Raw genomic sequence first — 20,994 nt, forward strand, 5'->3', positions numbered from 1 at the left:
CCCGTCCGGCACGCCCACGCCCTCCCCCTCGGCGAGCGAGAGCAGCGCGGGCGGCGGTTCCGGGAACGAGCGCGGCCCCGCCCGGACCCCGAACCAGCCACCGCGTTCGACCGTGAGCACCGCCCCCACCAGCGGCGCGAGCATCCCCACGCTTCCCCGCAACGAGGCGGACCTGCCCGACCTCTCTCCCGGGGAGGCCGAGGACCTGGCCGAACTGCCGCTGGTCACGCCCACGGCCGACGAGGACACCGAGACCGAGGTCGCAGCCGACCACTCGGACATGGGCCCCTCGATCGCACCGGCCGTCCTGCTCGCGGCGTTCCTGCTCGCCCTGTTGCTCGCCACCCCGCTGGCACCCACCCGCCGGGTCCGGCTCGGCGGCGGTTACCAGGGCAGGCGACGCAAGGTCTGACACGTCGACGAGCGGCCCGGGGCCACGAACGCGCGTTCCGGCCCCGGGTCCGCTCACGTCCGCCCACCGGATCGCCGTCCAGGGAGGCAGTACGGGCGTCGACGTGGGGAATTCGGCCAACACGATCTAGGATTCTGGCTCATGAGTACCCCGCTAGTCACTGACAACCTCGCACCGGAGATGGCCGGGCCCGTACTGGCCCTGGCCGAGGCCGCGCGCGTGCGGGACGGGGCCGCCGCCCTGTCCGAGCACACCCTGCTCCGGATCAGACACGGCGCCCCCTCCGGCAGCAGCCGCTTCCACGTCGTCTCCCACGACGACCGGGTCGTGGGGTTCGCGTTCGTGGAGAGAGGCGAGGGCGAGCCGGACTCCGGCGAGGTCGTCGTGCACCCCGAGCACCGCCGAAGCGGACACGGATCCACGCTGCTGCGCTCGATCCGTGAGGACGCGGGTCCCCACGGGGTGCGGGTGTGGGCTCACGGGCGCACACCCGGTGCGGTCTCGGTGGCGGAGTCCGAGGGCTGGGAGCCGGTCCGGGAGCTGCACAAGATGCGCATGCCCCTGCGCGACCTGGGCCCCGAGGTCCCGGGCGGCCCGTGGACCGCGCCCGAGCTGCCCGAGCCCGTCCTGCGGCCCGAGGTCTCCGAGAAGGTGCGCATCCGGCCGTTCGTCGTGGGCCAGGACGAGCAGCCGTGGCTGAGGGCCAACGCGCTCGCCTTCGCCGACCACCCCGAGCAGGGTTCGCTCACCCTGGACGACCTGCTCCAGCGCGAGGTCGAGGACTGGTTCGACCCCCGGGGGTTCCTGGTGGCGTCCACCAACAGCGGCGCGATCGCCGCCTACCACTGGACCAAGACGCACGCCGACGGTGCCGGACTGAGCGACGACGAGGCCGTCGGCGAGGTCTACGTGGTGGGGGTCGACCCCGCGTGGCAGGGCACCGGGCTGGGCCGCGCCCTGACCCTGGCCGGACTCGTCCACCTGCGTGACGCCGGGCTGCCCTGGGTCCACCTGTACGTGGACGGTGACAACGAGGCCGCGGTGCGCCTGTACGAGTCCCTCGGCTTCACCATGTGGGACACGGACGTGATGTACGCCCCCTCCGAGCCCCGGAGCTGAACGCCGGTGCGGGCCGCCCCCGAAGGCCCGCGCGACGTGCGGCTTGTCACATTCACCGGACGAACCCCGGTGCGCCACAAGAGTGCGACACCGCGTTCACCTTCCGTTCATCTTCTCTGGGACAACTGGTCACTTCCTGCGCCTACCTTCGCAATCGGCGCGGTTCGGCTGTTTTCCGTGCGTTGGCCCTGGCACCGCGGTCGGGTCCCGCGTGGTTCACCGCCGTCCCGCTGGGACGCGGACCGATGACCAGCCCCGCACAAACTTCCGAACCGGAGAATCCATGACGACCACGGACGCGCCCAAGGCGGCACCCCCGCCCACGGGCAAGCGCCGGATCGGCGATGTCGTTTTCGCCGGGCTCGCCCGAGGATCGGGGCTCCTGATCCTGCTGATCCTCGCGGGTGTGGCCGCCTTCCTCCTGGTCCAGGCCTGGCCGTCGCTGCTGGCCAACACCTCGAACTTCCTGACGGACCAGTCGTGGAACGCCAACGTCCGGGAGAACCCGTCGTTCGGTGTGGCGGCACTGGCCTTCGGTACCGTCATGGCCGCCGCGATCGCGCTCCTGCTGGCCACCCCGGTGGCCATCGGCATCGCGCTGTTCATCGTCTACTACGCGCCCCGACGGCTCGCCACGACGCTCGGCTACCTGGTCGACCTGCTCGCCGCCATCCCCAGCGTGGTCTACGGCCTGTGGGGCATGATGGTGCTGGCCCCGCAGCTGGTGCCCGTCTACGAGGGCATGACGAAGTACCTGGGCTGGATCCCCCTCTTCGCGGGCCCCGCCTCCACCTCCGCCCGCACGCTGCTCACCGCGGGCGTCGTCCTGGCCGTGATGATCCTGCCGATCATCACCGCGATGTCCCGCGACGTGTTCCACCAGGTCCCGCAGGGCCACCGTGAGGCCGCGCTCGCCATGGGCGCCACCCGCTGGGAGATGATCCGCCTCGCCGTCCTGCCCTTCGGCAAGTCCGGGATCGTCGGCGGCGCCATGCTCGGCATGGGCCGCGCGCTGGGCGAGACCATGGCCGTCGCCATGATCCTCTCCCCGTCCCTGGCGATCTCCTTCAACCTGCTCCAGAGCGGCAACCAGACCATCGCCGCGCACATCGCCCTCCAGTACCCGGAGGCCACCGGCTACGGCGTGTCCGCGCTGATCGCCGCGGGCCTGGTGCTGTTCGCGATCACCCTGGCCGTCAACATGGGCGCCCGCTACGTCGTGGCCCGGGGCAACAAGGAGTCCGCATGAGCATGACGACGACGCAGCCTCCTGCCCCCGACGCGGGCCCGGCCGGGAACCACCTCCGCTCCGGCGCCCTGCCCAACCGCTTCCCGCTGGTCCTGCTGGTCGCGTGCGGCATGGTGGTGGCGGGCGTGCTGGCCGCCTTCTCCTCCTTCGGCGTGGTCCTGTGGGCCCTGCTCACCGCCGTCTCCTACGTGGTCATCGTCGTGACCGCCTCGGCGCGGATCGAGGGCGGCCGCAAGGCCAAGGACCGCCTGGTCACCTCGCTGGTCTACTCCGCGTTCCTGCTCGCCATGGCGCCGCTGGTGTCGCTGCTGTACACGGTGGTCGGCTACGGGCTGGACCGCTTCGACGGCCACTTCCTGTCCGTGTCGATGAACGGCGTGCTGCCGAGCATGGACGCGGGCGGCGTGTATCACGCGATCGTCGGAACCCTGGCGATCACCGGGATGGCCACGCTGATCTCGGTGCCGATCGGCGTGCTCACCGCCGTCTACCTGGTCGAGTACGCCCAGGGCCGCCTGAAGAAGGTCATCACGTTCTTCGTGGACGTCATGACCGGCATCCCGTCCATCGTCGCCGGTCTCTTCGTGGTGGCGCTGTGGATGATGCTGTTCGGCCCCGGCAAGACCAACGGCGCGGCGGGCGCGATCTCCCTCGCCGTGCTGATGATCCCGGTCGTGGTCCGCTCCAGCGAGGAGATGCTCCGCCTGGTCCCCCGCGACCTGCGTGAGGCCTCCTACGCCCTGGGCGTGCCCAAGTGGCGCACGATCACCAAGGTGGTGCTCCCCACCTCCGCGGCCGGGCTGACCACCGGAATCATGCTCGCCATCGCGCGCGTTATCGGAGAGACGGCACCGCTGGTCCTCACCGCCGGGTCGTCGGCCGTGTCCATCAACTGGAACCTGTTCGACGGCCAGATGATGAGCCTGCCGGTGTTCATCTACTCGCAGTTCCGCATGGGTGGGGCCGTCAACTACGAGAGGGCCTGGGCCGCCGCCCTGACGCTGGTCCTGACGGTCATGCTGCTGTTCGTCCTGGCCCGCGTGATCGGCCGCCTCTTCGCACCCAAGACCCGCTAAAACGAGGAACACCCTGTGGCGAAACGAATCGACGTCTCCGGACTGCACGTCTACTACAGCGACTTCCTCGCGGTCGAGGACGTGTCCATGACCATCGAACCCCGCTCCGTGACGGCGTTCATCGGCTCCTCCGGCTGCGGCAAGTCGACCTTCCTGCGCACCCTGAACCGCATGCACGAGGTCACCCCCGGCGCCCGCGCCGAGGGCAAGGTCCTCCTGGACGACCTCGACATCTACGGTCGCGAGGTCGACCCGGTGATGGTCCGCAGCGAGATCGGCATGGTCTTCCAGAAGGCCAACCCGTTCCCCACGATGTCGATCTACGACAACGTGATCGCCGGGGCCCGGCTCAACAACACGCGGATGAGCAAGTCCGAGGCGGACGGGCTGGTCGAGGAGTCGCTGCGCGGCGCCAACCTCTGGGAAGAGGTCAAGGACCGCCTGAACAAGCCCGGCTCGGGCCTGTCCGGCGGCCAGCAGCAGCGCCTGTGCATCGCCCGTGCCACGGCCGTGAAGCCGTCCGTGCTCCTCATGGACGAGCCCTGCTCGGCGCTGGACCCCATCTCGACCCTGGCGATCGAGGACCTCATTCACAAGCTGAAGGAGGACTACACGATCGTGATCGTCACCCACAACATGCAGCAGGCCGCCCGCGTCTCCGACCGGACCGCCTTCTTCAACCTCTCGGCCCCGGGCAAGCCCGGCAAGCTGATCGAGATGGGCGAGACGAACCAGATCTTCACCCGCCCGGAGAAGAAGGAGACCGAGAACTACATCACCGGCCGGTTCGGGTAGCCGACCACGGATCGGTTCGGCTCGAATCCGTTCTGTCACTGCCCTGTGCTTCCCTGAGGGGGTCCCGTTGATCGGGGCCCCTTCTGCGTTGGAAAGCAGGACATGTCACCTCCTGAGTACACCGCGTTCACGTCACCGATCCAGATCGAGAAGCTGGTCCTCACCGCCTGGGGAAAGCTGGGACCGAAGACGGACGCTGAGCCGCACGCGCTGATCTGCCACGCCCTGGACACCTACGCAGCGGCCGAGGCCCTGTACGAGGTCTTCCTGGGGCCGGAGATCCGCCGAGAACTGGAGGAGGGGCTGTCCCCTCTCGCGAATCAAGGTCTGGATCCGGAGGAGGCGAGGCAACAGGTTCGCGCCTGGATCTTCCTCCTGTGCGCCCTGCACGACCTCGGCAAGCTCTCCCCCGCGTTCCAGGCGCTCCGGAAGGACCGGGCCAGGGTCCACATCCCCGAGGAGTTCCACCGGAGCCTGGAGGGCGACTGGCGCAAGGCCCGCCACGAACGCGTGACCGCGGTGCACTTGGAGACATGGCTCGGAAAGCGGGGCGCGCCCTGGTCGGCCAGGTACAACATCGTCGACGCGCTGGGCGGCCACCACGGTTGGCTCCCCCATCCGAAGCAGACCCGCCAGGCCGCGGCGCAGGCACACAACCTGGGTGACGAACGCTGGGAACGGGCGAGGCACCTCTTCATCGAACTCGTCGCCGGTGCCGTGGGACTGGCTCCCTACACCGAGGGTTGGCGGGAGACCCATCTCTCTCCGGCGGCTGCGGTGGGGCTGGCCGGGCTGACCATGGTCAGCGACTGGACCGCCTCGGACGAGACGACCCTGAAAGGTGAGTCCTACCCGCGTCGCAGCAGCCTTTCCGTGGACGAGCTGCCCGGCTACCTGGACAGCGCTCGTACCTGGATCCACACCAACCTCGGCCGGGTGAACTGGGTGCCCTGGGAACCTCCTGCGGACACCTCCTTCGGCTCTCTCTTTCCGAAGGAGAAGGGCGCCCGGCCGCTCCAACAGGCCGTCTCCCAGCTCCTGGAGGGAGTCAGCGGGCCCGGCATCCTCGTGGCTCAGGCGCCGACCGGAGAGGGCAAGACCAAGGCCGGGCTCCTGGCCTCCACCATCCTCGCCGCACGGCTGCGGCGGGCAGGTGCCTACCTCGCCTCTCCCAACCGTTCCCTGGCCCGGGACGTGCACGCTCAGGCGAACGACCTGCTGGACCGTGCCGGGTCGGGACTCCGCTCACACCTGCTGTACGCCAAGGATCCCCACGACCCGGACAGCGACCCCACCCTGCTCGAGACCCTCGCTCCGAGAGACGTCTGTCCTGAGGATCACGAGATCCGAAAGTGGGCCCTGAAGACGTTCCACATCAACCGAGGCATCATCTTTCCCTTCGGAACCGGAACCATCGACCAACTCCTCAAGGCCGCGATCCGCGGCAAGAGCGTCACCATGCGTCTGTCCGCCGTGAGCAACAAGGTCCTGCTCCTGGACGAGGTGCACTCCTACAACGCCCACATGTCCGCGTTCCTCGAAGTGCTGCTCTGGTGGTGCGGTCGTATGGGCGTTCCGGTCGTAATGCTGTCGGCGACCCTCACCGACGCCCAGAGGACGAAGCTCGTCAACTCCTGGCGCAACGGTGCCAGGGTGCGACAGGGACTCCGCCCCGAGTGGGTGGAGATCCCCTCCCAGTCGGGTGACCCATGGAAGCTCACCTGGGCCGAGCCCTCTGATATCCCGCAGGTCCAACCGGTGAAGCTGTCCGAGGACAACCCCCTCCGGACCATTGAATGGGAGCCAGTCCCCAACGACCCCCAGGAGATCGCTGGCCAGGTCCTCGATCGGCTGGGCGAGGGGGGTTGCGCGGCGGTCATCCGCAACACCAAGAACGGGGCTCGCGACGTGTTCGAGGCGTTGGAGCACCAGTTGGAAGCACGTGGGTGGAATGGGACCGCGACACTCCTCCACCTGACCGGTGATCGCACCTACCAGCGCCGCCGGCGGGAGAACGAGGCCACGCTCAACGAGCTGCGCGGTCCGGAGTCCGTTCAGCGGGAGAACGCCGGCGCCGAGCGAGTCATCGCCGTGGGTACCCAGGTGCTGGAGCACGGCGTGGACGTCGACTTCGATTTCATGGTGACGGACCCGGCACCGGTGGACCATCTGTGCCAGCGGCTCGGGCGGCTACACAGACACCGAGGGCGCTCACGGCCCGCACCGGTGGCCGAACCACGGGTCCTGATCATCAGGGGCAACACCCCCGGGACCTTTCCTCCCGGATCCGCGATCATCTATGCCAGGAGTCTGCTCCTGGCGACGGAGGGTCTTCTCTCCGAGCGGAGTTCCATCGCCCTGCCCCACGACCTGCCCGAGCTGGTGCGCAGAGCCTACGAGGACCACTCTTCCCTCCCTGTCGAGTACGGCCGGAGAGTCGCTTCCGCTGAACTCGAACGCCGAATCCGCATCGATCGGGAGTGGACCGGTGCTCAGACCCGCCGGATCGAACGCCTGGTGGACGGAGACCGCATCAACCAGCTCACCCACGACGCCCACTCCAGCCGAGGCACTCGGGACTGAGCCCGAAACGACGCTCCACACTCGAAGGAGGTTCCATGGACGAGGAACTGGATGGCCTGACGCTCATTCCCCTGTGGGAAACGGAGGGTGGGCACCGAACACATTTCGGCAGGAGAGTCAACCTGTCAGCGGTTCGGATCGACTCCGACACCGTGTCCGCGCTGAGAGACTCGTCGATCCTCCTGGAGGTCGACGAGGAGATCACCGAGGAGATACTCGAAGCCCTTCGTGATCAGCTCGGCCTTCCAGAGTCCTTCGAGGCGACCGGTTGGTTGAGCGGGCACCGTGTCCTGCACGTGGGTCCTGACGACCGCGCGACCGTCGGACCATTCACCTTTACCCTGCATCCGGTGTTCGGGCTGGGGATCGTGAACTCGGACTCCGTCTGACCATTACCGGCCAGCTTTTTCCGGCGAGAGCTTTCGAATTCCGAACACAGGGCACAGCAGCTCGGATAGGGTCGGGCCCAGACTCCCTTCTTCCTTGCCACCCCTGGCCCCATCACTGATGAACGATCGGCACGGAAAGACGAGCATTGAGGTTCGACCTTCTCCGAGAACCCTGGATACCGGTAGTCACCCTCAAGGGCGAACCGGAAACTGTCGGTCTTCAGGAGGCCCTGGACAGGGCACACGAATTCCGCTGGCTCCAGGGTGAGACCCCCACTGTCACGGCAGCCCTGCACCGACTGCTGGTCACGCTGACCTTCCGCGTCTATTTCGACGGGATCGAGAGCGCGGGATGGCGCACGCGGTGGTCCGAGCTGTGGCACCGAGGGCCCTTCCCCACGGAGCGGCTGGACCGCTATCTGAACGGTGAGGGGGATTCCCCCGGATACCGCGACCGGTTCGACCTGTTCGGAGACCGCCCCTTCTTCCAGACGCCCGACATCCCGGAAGAGTTGCTCGGCTCCACCGCCAAGCTCACCATGTTCCGCGCCGCGGGCAACAACGCCACGCTCTTCGATCACAGCACCCAGGAAGACCAGGTGGAACTGAGCCCCGCCGAGGCGGCTCGGTGGCTGGTCACGGTTCAGGCCTTCGACACCGGCGGCCTCAAGACGGGGAAACTTCCCTCGCAGCCGTCCCTGGGCAACAGCTCAGCGACGGTCCTCATCGAGGGTTCCACCCTGCGCGAGACCCTCCTGCTCAACACGACCCCGAACTGGGGCGACGACACTCTGGACCCGCGACCGGGGCCCGGCGATCGGCCCGTCTGGGAACGTGACCCCACGGACTCCCAGGGTTCGCAGGAGGCCGACAAGCGAGGCCGCGCCCCCTATGGTCTGCTGGACCTCCTCACCTGGCCGTCACGCCACGTGCGGCTCCGTGGTCGGGTTGGCGCGAACGGCGTCGTCATCGACGGGGTGGCCATCCTTCCCGGCCCCCGGCTGAGTACGGATCTCCGTCTCGTCGAGAACATGGCGGCCTACCGTCGCACCTTCACCAAGAAGAAGAACGTGCCCGGCAAGGGAGTCGCCAGCCCTTGGAAGCCCGTCCAGCTGGAGGAGCTGCGTGGGGTGTGGCGGCACTGCCGCGAACTCCTGTTGGCCGACGAGGACAACGACAGTCAGCGAGAACGCTTCCGCCCCCGAAACCTGGACCACGTGGCCGAAAGGCACCAGGGGAGGGACGCCCTGCCCGGATCCACCGTCTACACGATCCGTGTGCTGGGGCAGCAGCTCGACCCCAACCGAGGCGCGGTGCACACCTGGCTGGAGGAGGTCGTGCCCGCCCCCGCAGCTGTGCTTCGGGCACGGCCGCAGGAGACACGGCTGGAACCCCTCATGGGATTGGCCGTTTCCCTGGCCGATGACGTGGGTGACGAACTCGGAAAACTGGAACGGGAATATCACGCACTACTCCGGGATACTCCGAGAGCGGAAAGGAAACTCCTCCAGCAGTGGTTCTGGCCTCGGCTCTCCGAGCACTTCAACGACTACCTGGTCGATCTCGGCGAGAAAATCAAGGAGGACCACGAAGGTGCCTTCGGGCCCACGGAGAACTGGGCGAACGTCGTTGAGGAGACCGCGGAGGAGGCCCAGCACCGATGGGTGGAGATCCTTCCCCGAAGATCAGCGAGAAACCTCCTGGCGCTCGCGGAATGCACCTCGGGGTTCCAGGAACGGGTGCGTGGGATCCGGCACGAATTCGACAGGAACCTGAGGAGCTACGACCCCAGGCCGAGGACAGAGGATGAGTGACATGAGCACCCCGGGCCCCCGGATCCACCGAGGCCGAAAGAACTTCGTCCACGGACTGTACTCACTGGGGCGTGACCTGGAGTCCCAGGAGGCGAGCCGGGTCGCGAGGGCGCGGAGGATCCTCGCCCGGGTACGTCGGAGTACCAACGATCCGCACTACCTGCCCGACGTCGTCGACCTCGTCCTCCCCCACTCACCCGAGCCGGACGAGAAGGAGGTCTGGAACTTCGTCGCGGTCCTGTTCTCCCTGAACCCGCGATCAGCCACGAGTGGATGGCGAAGGCCCCTCGGCATCGCCATGAGGGACTGCGGGACCGGCTCGTCCGCCGAGGCCCGTCTGCGCCAACTGCTCACCTCCGACTGGAACGTCCTCCAGAACCGGTTGCGCCAGGCCGTGCGGATGCTTCAGCAGCAGAAGGTGGCGCTGGACTACGGCCAACTCCTCGACGACCTGGTCGATCTCCGTCAGGCGCCAGCGGGGAGCCCACGTGCGCACCAGGTGCATCTGCGTTGGGCCGAGCACTTCCATACCGGTCGGACCGCGCCACGGGATCAGAGTCCCACCCGGTAACGCCTTCTCCCACCCCTCGACAGCACACACCGCACGGAGTCCGCACGTGAACATCGAACTGCACCTGCTCCAGTCCTTCCCCACCAGCAACCTGAACCGGGACGACGTCGGCCAGCCGAAGAGCGTCACCTTCGGCGGGGTCGTTCGCGGCAGGGTCTCCAGTCAGTGCCTGAAGCGCTCGGCCCGGACGCTCTTCCCCCGATACGGGCTCGACCAGTCGGAGCTCGGTGAGCGCACCAAACGCCTGCTACTCGTCACCGCACGGTTGCTCGACGGCGCGTCCGACGCCGATGTCCCCTCCGACGAGGCACGTGGAATCGTCCAGCAGGCCTTGGCCTGGATGGGTTTCGCCATCGCGGAGAAGGACCTCACGCAGTACCTGTTCTTCCTGGGCCCCAAGGCTGCCGAAGAGCTCGCCGTGTACTGCCGCGAGCACTGGGATGATCTCGCTGAGCAGGGCGACAAGCGGCGCAAGCTCATGAGCGACCTCGAGAAGGCTCAGGAGAAGCACAAGCTGGCCGAGGGCGAGGACCGGAAGAAGACCAAGACCCAGGTCGACAGCCACAAGAAGAAGCTCGACAAGCTCGACGAGGTCCCGGCCGCGAAGAAGAAGGAGACGAGGACGGCCGCCGACCGCGTCCTCAGCGCCGGTCGTTCCGTGGACATCGCGCTGTTCGGTCGGATGATCGCGAACAACAAGGATTTCAACGTCGACGCCGCTTCCCAGGTCGCGCACGCCATCTCCACGCACGCGGTGTCCACCGAGTTCGACTTCTTCACCGCAGTGGACGACCTCAAGGTCAACGAGGCCGACCAGGACGCCGGTGCGGACATGATCGGGGTGGTGGACTTCAACGCAGCCTGTTACTACCGCTACGCCAACGTCGATCTCGATCAGCTTCGGCGCAACCTGGTCAGCGGTTCGGGAGCCACAGCGGACGACGGCGAGATCAACGAGCTCATGGATCGGGCTCTGGGTGCCTGGATCCGCGCGTTCGTGAACGCGACTCCCAGCGGCAAGCAGAACTCGATGGCCGCGCACACGCGACCCGACACCCTCATGATGGTGGCCCGCGAGCACGGTTCCTGGAACCTCGCCAACGCCTTCCTCAAGCCGGTGGAGGGAACCGCGATCATGGAGGACTCCACTGAGCGCCTCTTCGCGCACTTCAGCAAGCTCCGGGGCTTCTACGGCGACGACGAGATCAGCGAGGTCGCCGCCTCCTCGTTGTCCGGTGAGGTCAGCGGCCTGAAGGAGGGGGAGACCGTGCCCTCGCTGGACGCTCTGGTCGAGCGTGCCGTGGCCGCGTCGCACGGGTGAACCACGTGCACACACAGACACTCGCCCTGCGTATCGACGCCCCCATGCAGTCCTGGGGCGTGCGGTCGAGGTTCGTCAAGCGAGACACCGCCTCGGAACCGACCAAGTCGGGGGTGGTCGGGTTGTTGGCTTCGGCACGCGGCATCGACCGGGACGACGACGCGGCACTCGGGGAGATCTCGAAGCTGAAGTTGGGTGTCCGGGTCGACAGGGAGGGCCTGCTGGAGCGCGACTTCCACACCGCGCAGGAGGTCCCCAACACCATGGGAACCAGCCATCGGACCGTGATCAGCGATCGCTACTACCTCGCGGACGCGCTGTTCCTGGTGGTGTTGGAGGGCCCGGCCTCGCTGCTCCAGGAGCTTGAGGAAGCGGTGCGCCGACCGCACTGGCCCCTCTTCTTCGGCCGCAAGGCCTTCGTCCCCGCGGCTCCCCTCGTCGAGCCCGTCGCCGAACGTGGGCGATGGGGTACCGGTCTCTCCCAGCGACCCTTGGAAGACGTGCTTCGGGACCATCCCTGGCTGGAACGGGACCCCGAGCGCCAGCGGGAGATGCTGGGTCTCGAACCGGACCAGCGGAGGCTGCGGACGGTGGTCGACGTCCGCCCCGACCACGAATACGCCGAGCGGCGGCACGACCTCCCGCTGTCCTTCACCGAGGGGGCCCGTCGTTACGCTTCCCGCGCCGTCCGGGTCGACCAGGTCCTCCTGACCGACGGCATGATCAGCGGCCACACCACCGGCGCGGAAGGAGAGACCCCGTGTATCTGAGCCGAGTCCCGGTCAACCCCCTGTCACCGGCCTTCCGGCGGGACTACGCCGATGTCCACGACATGCACCGCACGCTGATGGCACGGTTCCCCGAAGCCCCGGACGGCGTGCCCGCACGGGAACACCAGGACCTGCTGTGGCGGCTCGAAGGGCAGGGGCGCGAACTCGTCATGTACGTGCAGAGCAGGGACCATCCGAACTGGGGTTCCCTCCCGGAGGGGTACCTCAGCGGCCGCGCCCTGGTGAGAAGCCTTCAGCCGGTCCTCTCAGCGGTCACGGACAAGGCCGAGTTCAGCTTCCGCCTGACCGCCAACCCCACCCGGAGCGTGTCTCCGCCCTACTCCGGGCAGAAGCGCCCCCGAGGCGTGCGACGCCCCATCCACGACCCCGAACTCCAGGTCCAGTGGCTGGTCCGTCAGGGGGAGCGCCATGGCTTCGCCCTCCTGGACTCCTCCGCCGACGCTCCGGACGTCGTGGCCCTGCCCCGTCCCCCGGCCGTCGGGTACAAGAAGGCTCCGGAGAACTCCCGGGGGCCGGACCGGCTCAAGATCACAGTGGCCTCGGTGACGTTCGACGGTCGACTCCGGGTCACCGACCCCGAGGCGTTCCGAGCCGCGCTGGGCAACGGGATCGGTCGGGCCAAGGCCTACGGCTGCGGCCTGCTCAGCCTGGCTCCCGCACGCAGAGCAGGTTAGACAGCCGGGACCCGGGCTGATAGACACGCGATGCCCGGGATCCCGGCATTTCACCCTCCCTGCGGAAGGACTCGACTGATGGCCGTTCCCCTGGTGATCGACACCGACACCGCCCAGGACGACTGTGTGGCGCTCCTGGTGGGCCTGCTGGACCCGGCGGCCGACCTGCGGGCGGTCACGATGGTGGCCGGGAACGTGGGGTTCGACCAGCAGGTCCGCAACGCCTTCATGACGCTGAACGTCGCGGGCGGGCGCTCCGACGTGCCCGTGTATCTGGGCTGTCGGCGTCCGCTGGTGCGTGAGTGGGTGAGCGCCGAGAACGTGCACGGGGACGGGTCCGGCGGGCTCTCGATGGACCAGGACGGGCTGGAGCCCCGGAGCGAGCACGCCGTGGACGCCCTGGTGCGCATGGCCGCCGAGAATCCCGGTGAGCTGTCGATCGTGGCGATCGGACCGCTCACCAACATCGCAGCCGCGGTGGTCCGGGACCCCGACTTCGCGGGCAACGTGAAGTCCCTGTTCGTCATGGGCGGGTCCAACAACGGCCGGGGCAACATCACCGCCGCCGCCGAGTTCAACTTCTACGTGGACCCCGAGGCCGCCAAGGCGGTCTTCGCCGCCGGATTCGACGTGACCGTGGTGCCCTGGGACCCGCTCACACTGCGGCAGGCGGTGTTCGGGCAGGACCGGTTGGACCGTATCGCCGAGCTGGACACGCCGCTGTCCCGGTTCTTCACGACGATCTGCGCCGCCACCCTGGACTTCGACCGCAGGGTGGGCATCGACGGCACCACCCACCCGGACTCGTTGACCGCGGCCGTGCTCCTCCACCCGGAACTCGTACTCGCGGCCTCTCCGTACCACGTGGACGTGGAGACGGCCGGGGAGCTCACCCGCGGCTACTCGGCGATGTCCTGGGGCGTCCACGGGCTTGAGCCCAACGCGCGGGTCATCGAGGAGATCGACGCGGAGGGCTTCTTCGAGTACCTCCTGTCGCTGCTGTCCCGCGAGACCCTGCCGCCGAGGGTGATCACCGGTCCGTGAGGGCGATGGTGCCCTGCGCGGCCGCCACTGTCCTCTCGGAACCCTCGTCGTCGACCATCACGAGGTCGCAGCGGCACACCGCCCTGCGGCGGGTGGACTCCACCACGTGGGCGCGGGCGCTGAGCAGGCGTCCCCGGGCGGGTCGCAGGTACTCGACGGAGAACCCGCTTGTGAGCACCGAGGCGCCGAGCACGGTACCTCCCGCGAAGGTCAGCGCTTTGTCCGCCGCGTAGGCGAGCACCCCGCCGTGCAGGAAGCCGTTCTGCTGGCGGAGCTCGTCGCGGACGTCGACCTCCAGGACGGCCCTGCCGGGCTCGAAGACGGCGATCCGGGCCCCGACCAGCTGGCTGAAGGGCTGGGCGGCCAGGACGCGGTTGGCGAGCTCCGGGGTGATCTCCTCGGCCATGGGCTTCCTTCCTGAGGCGGGTACCGCCACCCTAGGGCCATGTCCGGGGGCGGGGCCGATCCCGATGTGAGCGACCCCGCCCCGGACTCAGGGAACCTCGACGGCCTCCGAGCCGTAGGGAACGGCGCGCACCAGACTCACCCTGAGTGTCCGCCCGTTGGGTGCCGTGTAGGTGCGCTCCTCCCCCTGCTCGGCGCCGAGGATGGCCTGTCCCAGGGGCGACTCCGTCGAGCACACCGGCATGCCGTCGGAGTCCGCGCGGTCGCGCACGCCCAGCAGGAAGGTCTCCGGGTCGGGGTCGTCGCCGTAGCGGACGGTGACGACCATGCCGGGCTCGGCGATGCCGTCGTCCGGAGGGGCCTCCCCGATGACCGCGTCCCTGAGGATCTCCTGGATGCGGTTGACGCGGGTCTCCCGGGCGTCCTTGTCCTCGATGAGGGGGAAGCCCCCGGTTCCCGGAGCGGACGTGCCGGTGAGGACCGCCAGTTCGGTGGTGAGGCGTTGGTGGGTGCCCGGGGTCAGCCAGGTGCGGTTCGTCATGGGGTCTCCTTGTACGAAGGCGCCCCGCCGGGGTTCGGCGGGGCGCGGACGGGACCTGCTGGGTTTCGTGGAACGGACCTCAGCGGGTGGGGTCGAAGGGGCGCAGTGCCGGGGACGGTGCGCCGGTGGCGACCGCGCGCGCCAGGAGGCGCCCGGTGACGGGCCCGTGGGTGAGCCCCCACATGCCGTGCCCGCCCGCCACGTGGAGCCCCGGGACGTCGGTCTGCCCGATCAGGGGCAGGCCGTCCGAGGTGACGGGTCTGGAACCCACCCAGTCGTCGGTGCGCTTGTCGAGGTCGACCCCGTCCAGGTAGGGCGCGGCCGACTCGGTGATCGCCCTGACCCGCTCCGCGCGGAAGGGTGCGTCGATGGCCCGGAACTCCATGGTTCCGGCCACGCGCAGCCCCTCACCGTGCGGTGTGCAGGCCACCCGGACCTCGGGCAGGTAGACCGGGCCGGGGACGATCCGCTCCGTGGGGACCATGAAGCTGTAGCCGCGTCCGGCGCGCAGGGGCACGTTGACGCCCCACGGCCTGGCCTGTCGTCCCAGCCACGCCCCCGTGGCCACCACGACCGCGTCGCCGGACTCGGTCTCGCCGTGCGCGGAGTGCAGCCGGAACCCGCCGTCGCGGGCGGCCTCCACCTTGGTGACCCGGAACTTCTCGATCACGCTCCCGCCGCGTTCGCGCACGGAGTCCGCGAGCGCGTGGGTGTACACCCCGGGGTTGACGTAGCGCTGTCCGTCGATGCGCACGCCCGCCTGCACCTGATTCGAGGCGAGCGGGACACCGGCTCGGGCGGCCTCTCCCTCGAGCGCCGAGTAGGTCAGCGGCAGACCCGCCTCGCGGGCGGTGTCCAGCTCCATGAGCAGCCGGGCGGCGTGCTTCCTGGAGGTGAACAGCGCGGTGATCGGGGACGACTCGACCTTCGCGGACACACCTCCCTCGGAGAGCTCCTCGAAGGCGTCCAGGCAGGCGGAGCTGAGCGGCACGTTGCCGCGCAGCGCCCGCTCCCAGGTCCGCTGACCGCTGTTCAGGGCGAACGACGCGAGGAAGTGCAGGAGCCCGGTGTCCGTGGTGGGCGGGACGGACAGCGGCGCCCGGGGGTCGAACAGGGCCTTCAGGCCGTTGCCGAGCACACCAGGCTCGTTGAGCGGGATCGCCAGACCGGGCGAGATCCAGCCCGCGTTGCCCCAGGACGAACCCGAGGCCACCGTGTCGCGTTCGACCACGGTGACCCCGACCCCGTACTTCTGGAGGAACCAGGCGGTCGAGAGGCCGACGATCCCGGCCCCGACGACGATGACGGTACGCGGTGCGCCCGCGCCCTTCCCGGACATGGCGAGTTCTCCTGTGCGTGCTGGACGGCGGGTGCGGTGCCGCACCCGACCAGAGTCTCTCCCGTAAGCGCACCGGACCCTTTGTCCGTGCCCGACAATCTCGGCGTACGCTCGTGTGGAGATCACACAACGTGAGCGTTCCATGCCCAAGGGAGTGGCTTCCATGGTGTTGCTGGACCGGCTGGTCACCATCCTCGGCACGTACGGAACCCGGCTGGTCGGCCCCCGTCCTGCCCCGGACACGGTGCTGCGCGGGGTCGCGGTGCACGATCCGGCCGACCCCGGGCCGGAGGAGGCCGACGTCCTGCTCGCCGTGGGCGTCCAGGACCCGCTCCACGCGGTCGAGCTGGCCGAGCGCTCCCGGTCCCTGGCCGTGGTGGTGCGGATCGTGCGGGAGGGCGGGGTCGACCCGTACGGCGAGGCCGCCGCCCGAGCCCGGAACCAGGGGATCGCCCTGCTCACGGTGGACCCCTCGGTGTCCTGGGGCCAGGTCGCCGGGGTGGTCTACGGGCTGGTGCTGGAGGGCGGGGAGACCGAGGCGGGACGGGGCCCCGCCGACCTCCCCGCGCTGGCGGACACGATCGCCGCGCGGGTTGGCGGGCCGGTGACCATCGAGGACCCCCGTCTGCGCGTCCTCGCGTACTCGAACCGCCAGTCCGAGGCCGACCAGGCCCGCTGGGACACCATCCTTGGGCGCGGGGTCCCCGAGGCGCTCCAGCGCCATCTGGAGGCCACCGGGGTCGTCACGCACCTGGCCTCCTCCGCCGACCCCGTGTACCTCCCGCCGGAGCCGGGGCTGGGGCTGGGCGGCCGTACGGCGGTGGCGGTCCGGGTGGGCCGGGAGTTCCTGGGGTCGCTCTGGGCTGCCTGTGAGGAGCCGCTGGACGCCGAGCGTTCGGCCCTGCTGGCCGAGGGTGCCCGCACGGTGGCGCTGCACCTGCTGCGTACGAGGGTCAGCGCGGACCTGGAACGCCAGGTGGAGTCGGATCTGGTGAGCCGCCTGCTGGAGGGCGCGATGGACCCGACCGAGGCCGCCGGGCGCCTGGGGTTGGCAGCCACCCCGCACCGGGTGGTCGCCCTCCAGGCGCACACGCCCGACGAACGCCACTCCGCCACCCTCATGACCTTCGAGCGGGCCACCACCGGTTTCGGCTGGTCACGCCAGGGGCGGAGCACGGTGTTCGGGAGCACCGTCTACACGGTCCTGCCCTGCGGGGCCGACCCAGCACCGGCCCGCGCGTGGGTGGCCGAGACCACCCGCGGGCTGCCCGCGCACGTGGTGGTGAACGCGGGGATCGGCGCCCCGGCCGACCTCGCCGGTCTGACCGCGAGCCGCAGGGAGGCGGACGAGAGCCTCACCCTGCACGCGGCCCGGCCCGAGGGAGCGGCGGTCGCCTACGACGAGTCCTGGGGCGACGTGCTCATCCACCGCCTGCGCATGGCCTCGGCGTCCGGCCGCCGCCCCGCCGACGGCCCGGTGGCCGCCCTGACCCGGCACGACGCCGAGCACGGCACGGACCACGCCCGCACTCTGCGCGCCTGGCTGCGGGCCCAGGGAGACCCCACGGCGGCGGCGCAGGAACTGGGGGTGCACCCCAACACCGTCCGGCACCGGATGCGGAGGATGGCCGAGGTGACCCCGCTCGGCCTGGACCAGCCCGGCATGCGGCTGGCCCTGGCCATCGCGCTGGAGGCCTACGCGCCCGGGGGTTGAGGCGCGGGGCCGGCCCTCCTACCCGTTCTTCACCACGATGGTCTCCACCGTGTTGGCGACGTGCTCGAAGGCGTCGGCGGCGGTCTCCAGCTCCTCGATGACATCCTTGAGCTTGAGCACGGTCAGGGCGTCGTACTCTCCGCTGAAGAGCTTCGCCAGCAGCTTGCGGTAGATGCGGTCGGCCTGGTTCTCCAGCTGGTTGATCTCGATCCAGTAGCGGGTGAGGTCCCGCATACTCCGCAGTCGGGGCATGGCCTCGGCGGTGAGTTCGGCGGCCCGCTCCAGCACCTCGATCTGGTCGATGATGCCCTTGGGCAGCTGTTCCAACCCGTACAGGTTGATGAGATCGACGGCCGCCTCCATGGAGTCGATGACGTCGTCGAGGTTGGAGGCCAGGCGGTAGATGTCCTCACGGTGCAGGGGAGGCGCCGAGCTCTTGTTGAGTCGGCGCATGATCGCGTGGGTGGCGTCGTCACCGGCGTGCTCACAGGCACGCATCTTCTCGGTGATGGCCTCCCTGTCGGCCCCGTCGCTCATCAGCTCCACCAGCAGGCGGGCTCCGATGACCAGGTTGTTCGCCGAGTCGGTGAACAGCTCGTAGTAACTGTCATCACGCGGGCGCAAGCGCAGGCGCACGTCGTTCTCCCGATGGTGCGGTGGTCTTCCTTGGTGGATGTTAAGGGCGCTGACCAGCTGCTTCAGCGCGACAGTGCGGATGCCGCACGTCCGGACCCCGGTCGGGGGAGGCGGGTCCGGGTATGGTCACCCCTCGTTCGTCTGTCTGTGTCGACGCGTGGATCGCCATCTGCGCGGGTCCCCTCGCAATCCTCCCAATCTCGGACGACACCGGGACGGTTCGGGACGCTACCGTGTCCCGCTCCCCCTGGCCAGCGGGGCGTTGAGACACGAATCACTCGATCGCTCGGAGACCAACGGACAGTTCCTGCTGAAACCCCCGATATCCACCTTCGGTCCATTGACCCGTAATAACAAGCACCCCTCGCGTCCACCTTCCTCATGACTCGGGCGCCAGGGCCGTGACCTCGGCGAACCCGCTTCGGTCGGCGGCCCCGCCTAGGATCTCGTCCATGCCTTCAGCCCTGACGCCGAGCGCCGCGCGCCGGTTGCGCGCCGCCCTGGACGACCAGCTCTCCGCCCTGGGCGAACCCGCCTTCGCGGGCACCGACGAGGAAGCCGTCGCGGCGGCCACGCGGGCGGTCCTGCGGGCCGAGGAACCGCACCGTCCCGCGCTGAAGGCCGCCGTCAGGTGCAGTCTGGCGGTCCTGGCGGACCGCGCCCCGGGCCGCAGCCTGGAGGTGCGCGTCCCCCCGTACGGCGCGGTCCAGGTCATCGAGGGGCCCACGCACACCCGGGGAACCCCGCCAGGGGTCGTCGAGACCGACCCCCTCACGTGGCTGAGGCTGGCCGTGGGCGCGGCCGAGTGGGACGACACCCTGCACGACCACGGCGTTCGCGCCAGCGGTGTGCGCTCCGACCTGTCCGCCCACCTGCCGCTGTGGCCGGGCGAGGGGGCGGGGCAGGCGTCCGCCTGACCCCGAGGGGCCACCCTGCGTCGGCCAGCGGCTAAGCTGTGCGTGTGTCGTACTCCGACGGCCGGCTCTCCATGGACCTCGATCCGCTCGAACGCGGCCCGCAGGACGCCTGCGGCGTCTTCGGGGTCTGGGCACCCGGCGAAGAAGTCAGCAAGCTCACCTACTTCGGCCTCTACGCGCTCCAGCACCGCGGGCAGGAATCCGCGGGCATCGCCACGAGCGATGGGGAACGGATCGTCGTCTACAAGGACATGGGACTGGTCTCCCAGGTCTTCAACGAGGCGACGCTCGATTCCCTGAAGGGCCACCTCGCGATCGGCCACTGCCGTTACTCCACCACCGGTTCACCGGTGTGGGAGAACGCTCAGCCGACCTTCTACACCGCGCGTGAGGGAGGTCTGGCGCTCGGCCACAACGGCAATCTGATCAACACCCCGGAACTGGCCGCGATGCTTCCCGACCAACGGCGGGACGCGACCACCGACACCGAGGTGCTCACCAACCTCCTCGCGGCGCGCGCCAGGGAGGGACTCTCCCTGGAGGACGCGGCGCTGGAGCTGCTACCCCAGGTGCGGGGCGCCTTCTCCCTCGTCTTCATGGACGAGAACACCCTCTTCGCCGCGCGTGACCCGCAGGGCATCCGCCCGTTCGTGCTGGGCCGCCTCGGCGAGAACTCCGGCTCCGGCGGGTGGGTGGTGGCCAGTGAGACCGCCGCCCTGGACATCGTGGGCGCCAAGGTGGTCCGCGAGATCGAACCGGGCGAACTCCTGGTGATCGACGGGGACGGGGTCCGTTCCACCCGCTTCGCCCCGGCCAAGCGCAAGGGCTGCCTGTTCGAGTACGTCTACCTGGCCCGCCCGGACACCACCATCAACGGGCGCAACGTGAACTCCACCCGCGTGGAGGTGGGCCGCCGCCTGGCGAAGGAGCACCCGGTCGAGGCCGACCTCGTGATCCCGGTCCCGGAGTCCGGCACGCCCGCCGCGGTGGGTTACGCGGAGGCGAGCGGCATCCCGTTCGCCCAGGGCCTGGTGAAGAACTCCTACGTGGGGCGCACGTTCATCCAGCCCAGCCAGACCCTGCGCCAGCTGGGCATCCGGCTCAAGCTGAACCCCCTGCGGGAGGTCATCGAGGGCCGCCGCCTGGTGGTCGTGGACGACTCGATCGTGCGCGGCAACACCCAGCGGGCGCTGGTCCGGATGCTGCGCGACGCGGGCGCCGCCGAGGTGCACGTGCGCATCTCCAGCCCGCCCGTGCTCTGGCCCTGCTACTACGGCATCGACTTCGCCACCCGCGCCGAGCTCATCGCCGCGAACCTGTCGGTGGAGGAGATCGCCGAGTCGGTCAACGCGGACTCGCTGGCCTACGTGGACCTGGAGGAGCTCATCGCCGCCTCCGAGCAGCCCAAGGACCAGCTGTGCCGGGCCTGCTTCGACGGGGTCTACCCGTTGGAGGTCGACTCCGACGCCCAGGGCAAGTACCTGTTGGAGAAGGCCTGCGGCACCCCCGAGGGCTCCACCCTCGCCACCAGCCAAAAGTAACGCGCGCGGCGGGCCACGGCTCGCCGCGTCCGGCGGGAGCACCCTTCCGGATCCTCCGGCGTG

At 69.4% G+C, this 20,994-nt stretch carries 20 protein-coding genes; 16 read left to right on the forward strand and 4 right to left on the reverse strand.

The window, feature by feature from the left end; genetic code table 11:
* Positions 1–112 precede the first annotated feature (112 nt).
* The 13 genes from ADX84_RS14730 (at position 113) to ADX84_RS14790 (ending at position 13,838) form a co-directional block, all read left to right on the forward strand.
* Positions 113–412 (forward strand): hypothetical protein, encoded by a 300-nt coding sequence (locus tag ADX84_RS14730; RefSeq protein WP_049573950.1) that lies wholly within the window; start codon positions 113–115, stop codon positions 410–412.
* A 141-nt stretch (positions 413–553) separates the two neighbouring features.
* A complete protein-coding gene (gene mshD / locus ADX84_RS14735; RefSeq protein WP_049573955.1) occupies positions 554–1,531 on the forward strand; it encodes a mycothiol synthase in 978 nt (325 codons plus the stop codon).
* A gap of 283 nt (positions 1,532–1,814) precedes the next feature.
* Complete coding sequence (gene pstC / locus ADX84_RS14740; protein ID WP_049573959.1) at positions 1,815–2,780, forward strand: phosphate ABC transporter permease subunit PstC; 966 nt, start codon at positions 1,815–1,817, stop codon at positions 2,778–2,780.
* Entirely contained in the window at positions 2,777–3,856 is a 1,080-nt protein-coding gene (pstA, locus tag ADX84_RS14745) for a phosphate ABC transporter permease PstA (protein ID WP_017544214.1), read from the forward strand. The genes pstC and pstA overlap by 4 nt, the downstream gene beginning before the upstream one ends.
* Before the next feature lie 15 nt (positions 3,857–3,871).
* Positions 3,872–4,651, forward strand: a complete 780-nt coding sequence (gene pstB, locus ADX84_RS14750; RefSeq protein ID WP_049573962.1) for a phosphate ABC transporter ATP-binding protein PstB — start codon at positions 3,872–3,874, stop codon at positions 4,649–4,651.
* A gap of 102 nt (positions 4,652–4,753) precedes the next feature.
* On the forward strand, positions 4,754–7,234 hold the full coding sequence (locus ADX84_RS14755) for a CRISPR-associated helicase/endonuclease Cas3 (RefSeq protein ID WP_049573965.1): 2,481 nt from the start codon (positions 4,754–4,756) through the stop codon (positions 7,232–7,234).
* A gap of 35 nt (positions 7,235–7,269) precedes the next feature.
* Positions 7,270–7,623, forward strand: a complete 354-nt coding sequence (locus tag ADX84_RS14760) for a hypothetical protein (protein ID WP_049573969.1) — start codon at positions 7,270–7,272, stop codon at positions 7,621–7,623.
* A 146-nt stretch (positions 7,624–7,769) separates the two neighbouring features.
* Complete coding sequence (casA, locus tag ADX84_RS14765) at positions 7,770–9,437, forward strand: type I-E CRISPR-associated protein Cse1/CasA (protein ID WP_049573974.1); 1,668 nt, start codon at positions 7,770–7,772, stop codon at positions 9,435–9,437.
* A complete protein-coding gene (gene casB / locus ADX84_RS14770) occupies positions 9,430–10,008 on the forward strand; it encodes a type I-E CRISPR-associated protein Cse2/CasB (RefSeq protein ID WP_156208091.1) in 579 nt (192 codons plus the stop codon). The genes casA and casB overlap by 8 nt, the downstream gene beginning before the upstream one ends.
* Before the next feature lie 46 nt (positions 10,009–10,054).
* The gene (cas7e, locus tag ADX84_RS14775; protein WP_049573980.1) at positions 10,055–11,329 is read left to right on the forward strand and encodes a type I-E CRISPR-associated protein Cas7/Cse4/CasC; all 1,275 of its coding nucleotides are present in this window, start codon (positions 10,055–10,057) and stop codon (positions 11,327–11,329) included.
* A gap of 5 nt (positions 11,330–11,334) precedes the next feature.
* Entirely contained in the window at positions 11,335–12,099 is a 765-nt protein-coding gene (cas5e, locus tag ADX84_RS14780; RefSeq protein WP_234003980.1) for a type I-E CRISPR-associated protein Cas5/CasD, read from the forward strand.
* Positions 12,090–12,794: a type I-E CRISPR-associated protein Cas6/Cse3/CasE gene (gene cas6e / locus ADX84_RS14785; protein ID WP_049573983.1), complete on the forward strand. Its 705-nt coding sequence runs from the start codon at positions 12,090–12,092 to the stop codon at positions 12,792–12,794. The genes cas5e and cas6e overlap by 10 nt, the downstream gene beginning before the upstream one ends.
* Positions 12,795–12,872: 78 nt before the next feature.
* Entirely contained in the window at positions 12,873–13,838 is a 966-nt protein-coding gene (locus ADX84_RS14790) for a nucleoside hydrolase (protein WP_049573988.1), read from the forward strand.
* On the opposite strand, the gene ADX84_RS14795 is transcribed toward ADX84_RS14790, so the two are convergent.
* From ADX84_RS14795 to ADX84_RS14805, 3 genes are all read right to left on the reverse strand, one after another.
* On the reverse strand, positions 13,825–14,244 hold the full coding sequence (locus ADX84_RS14795) for a PaaI family thioesterase (RefSeq protein ID WP_049573992.1): 420 nt from the start codon (positions 14,242–14,244) through the stop codon (positions 13,825–13,827). The two genes, ADX84_RS14790 and ADX84_RS14795, sit on opposite strands and share 14 nt — an antisense overlap.
* An 87-nt stretch (positions 14,245–14,331) precedes the next feature.
* Complete coding sequence (locus ADX84_RS14800; protein WP_049573997.1) at positions 14,332–14,784, reverse strand: GreA/GreB family elongation factor; 453 nt, start codon at positions 14,782–14,784, stop codon at positions 14,332–14,334.
* 79 nt (positions 14,785–14,863) lie between these two features.
* The gene (locus tag ADX84_RS14805) at positions 14,864–16,123 is read right to left on the reverse strand and encodes an FAD-binding oxidoreductase (protein WP_049574001.1); all 1,260 of its coding nucleotides are present in this window, start codon (positions 16,121–16,123) and stop codon (positions 14,864–14,866) included.
* Between the two features lie 163 nt (positions 16,124–16,286).
* On the opposite strand from ADX84_RS14805, the gene ADX84_RS14810 reads away from it, so the two are divergent.
* On the forward strand, positions 16,287–17,837 hold the full coding sequence (locus ADX84_RS14810; RefSeq protein WP_049574006.1) for a CdaR family transcriptional regulator: 1,551 nt from the start codon (positions 16,287–16,289) through the stop codon (positions 17,835–17,837).
* A gap of 18 nt (positions 17,838–17,855) precedes the next feature.
* Here the strand turns inward: ADX84_RS14810 and ADX84_RS14815 are convergent, their stop codons facing one another.
* Entirely contained in the window at positions 17,856–18,473 is a 618-nt protein-coding gene (locus ADX84_RS14815) for a DUF47 domain-containing protein (RefSeq protein ID WP_017544221.1), read from the reverse strand.
* Between the two features lie 452 nt (positions 18,474–18,925).
* Here ADX84_RS14815 and ADX84_RS14820 point away from each other — a divergent pair, with 452 nt between their 5' ends.
* Both ADX84_RS14820 and purF read left to right on the forward strand, forming a co-directional pair.
* Positions 18,926–19,390 (forward strand): sterol carrier family protein, encoded by a 465-nt coding sequence (locus tag ADX84_RS14820; RefSeq protein ID WP_049574011.1) that lies wholly within the window; start codon positions 18,926–18,928, stop codon positions 19,388–19,390.
* 44 nt (positions 19,391–19,434) lie between these two features.
* Positions 19,435–20,931 carry an amidophosphoribosyltransferase gene (gene purF / locus ADX84_RS14825; protein WP_049574092.1) on the forward strand — a complete coding sequence of 499 codons (1,497 nt, stop codon included), beginning with the start codon at positions 19,435–19,437 and terminating at the stop codon, positions 20,929–20,931.
* The last annotated feature ends 63 nt before the right edge of the window (positions 20,932–20,994 follow it).

It is taken from the genome of Nocardiopsis sp. SBT366 (genome assembly GCF_001083815.1).
GTDB lineage: Bacteria > Actinomycetota > Actinomycetes > Streptosporangiales > Streptosporangiaceae > Nocardiopsis > Nocardiopsis prasina.

Excerpts from the sequence above, each read along its gene's own strand:
- ADX84_RS14755 (WP_049573965.1), top strand. The coding sequence starts at position 4,754 with ATGTCACCTCCTGAGTACACCGCGTTCACGTCACCGATCCAGATCGAG.
- ADX84_RS14760 (WP_049573969.1), top strand. The coding sequence starts at position 7,270 with ATGGACGAGGAACTGGATGGCCTGACGCTCATTCCCCTGTGGGAAACG.
- ADX84_RS14805 (WP_049574001.1), bottom strand. The coding sequence starts at position 16,123 with ATGTCCGGGAAGGGCGCGGGCGCACCGCGTACCGTCATCGTCGTCGGG.
- mshD (WP_049573955.1), top strand. The coding sequence starts at position 554 with ATGAGTACCCCGCTAGTCACTGACAACCTCGCACCGGAGATGGCCGGG.
- pstA (WP_017544214.1), top strand. The coding sequence starts at position 2,777 with ATGAGCATGACGACGACGCAGCCTCCTGCCCCCGACGCGGGCCCGGCC.
- ADX84_RS14800 (WP_049573997.1), bottom strand. The coding sequence starts at position 14,784 with ATGACGAACCGCACCTGGCTGACCCCGGGCACCCACCAACGCCTCACC.
- pstC (WP_049573959.1), top strand. The coding sequence starts at position 1,815 with ATGACGACCACGGACGCGCCCAAGGCGGCACCCCCGCCCACGGGCAAG.
- ADX84_RS14790 (WP_049573988.1), top strand. The coding sequence starts at position 12,873 with ATGGCCGTTCCCCTGGTGATCGACACCGACACCGCCCAGGACGACTGT.
- ADX84_RS14810 (WP_049574006.1), top strand. The coding sequence starts at position 16,287 with ATGGTGTTGCTGGACCGGCTGGTCACCATCCTCGGCACGTACGGAACC.
- ADX84_RS14795 (WP_049573992.1), bottom strand. The coding sequence starts at position 14,244 with ATGGCCGAGGAGATCACCCCGGAGCTCGCCAACCGCGTCCTGGCCGCC.
- casB (WP_156208091.1), top strand. The coding sequence starts at position 9,430 with ATGAGTGACATGAGCACCCCGGGCCCCCGGATCCACCGAGGCCGAAAG.
- ADX84_RS14820 (WP_049574011.1), top strand. The coding sequence starts at position 18,926 with ATGCCTTCAGCCCTGACGCCGAGCGCCGCGCGCCGGTTGCGCGCCGCC.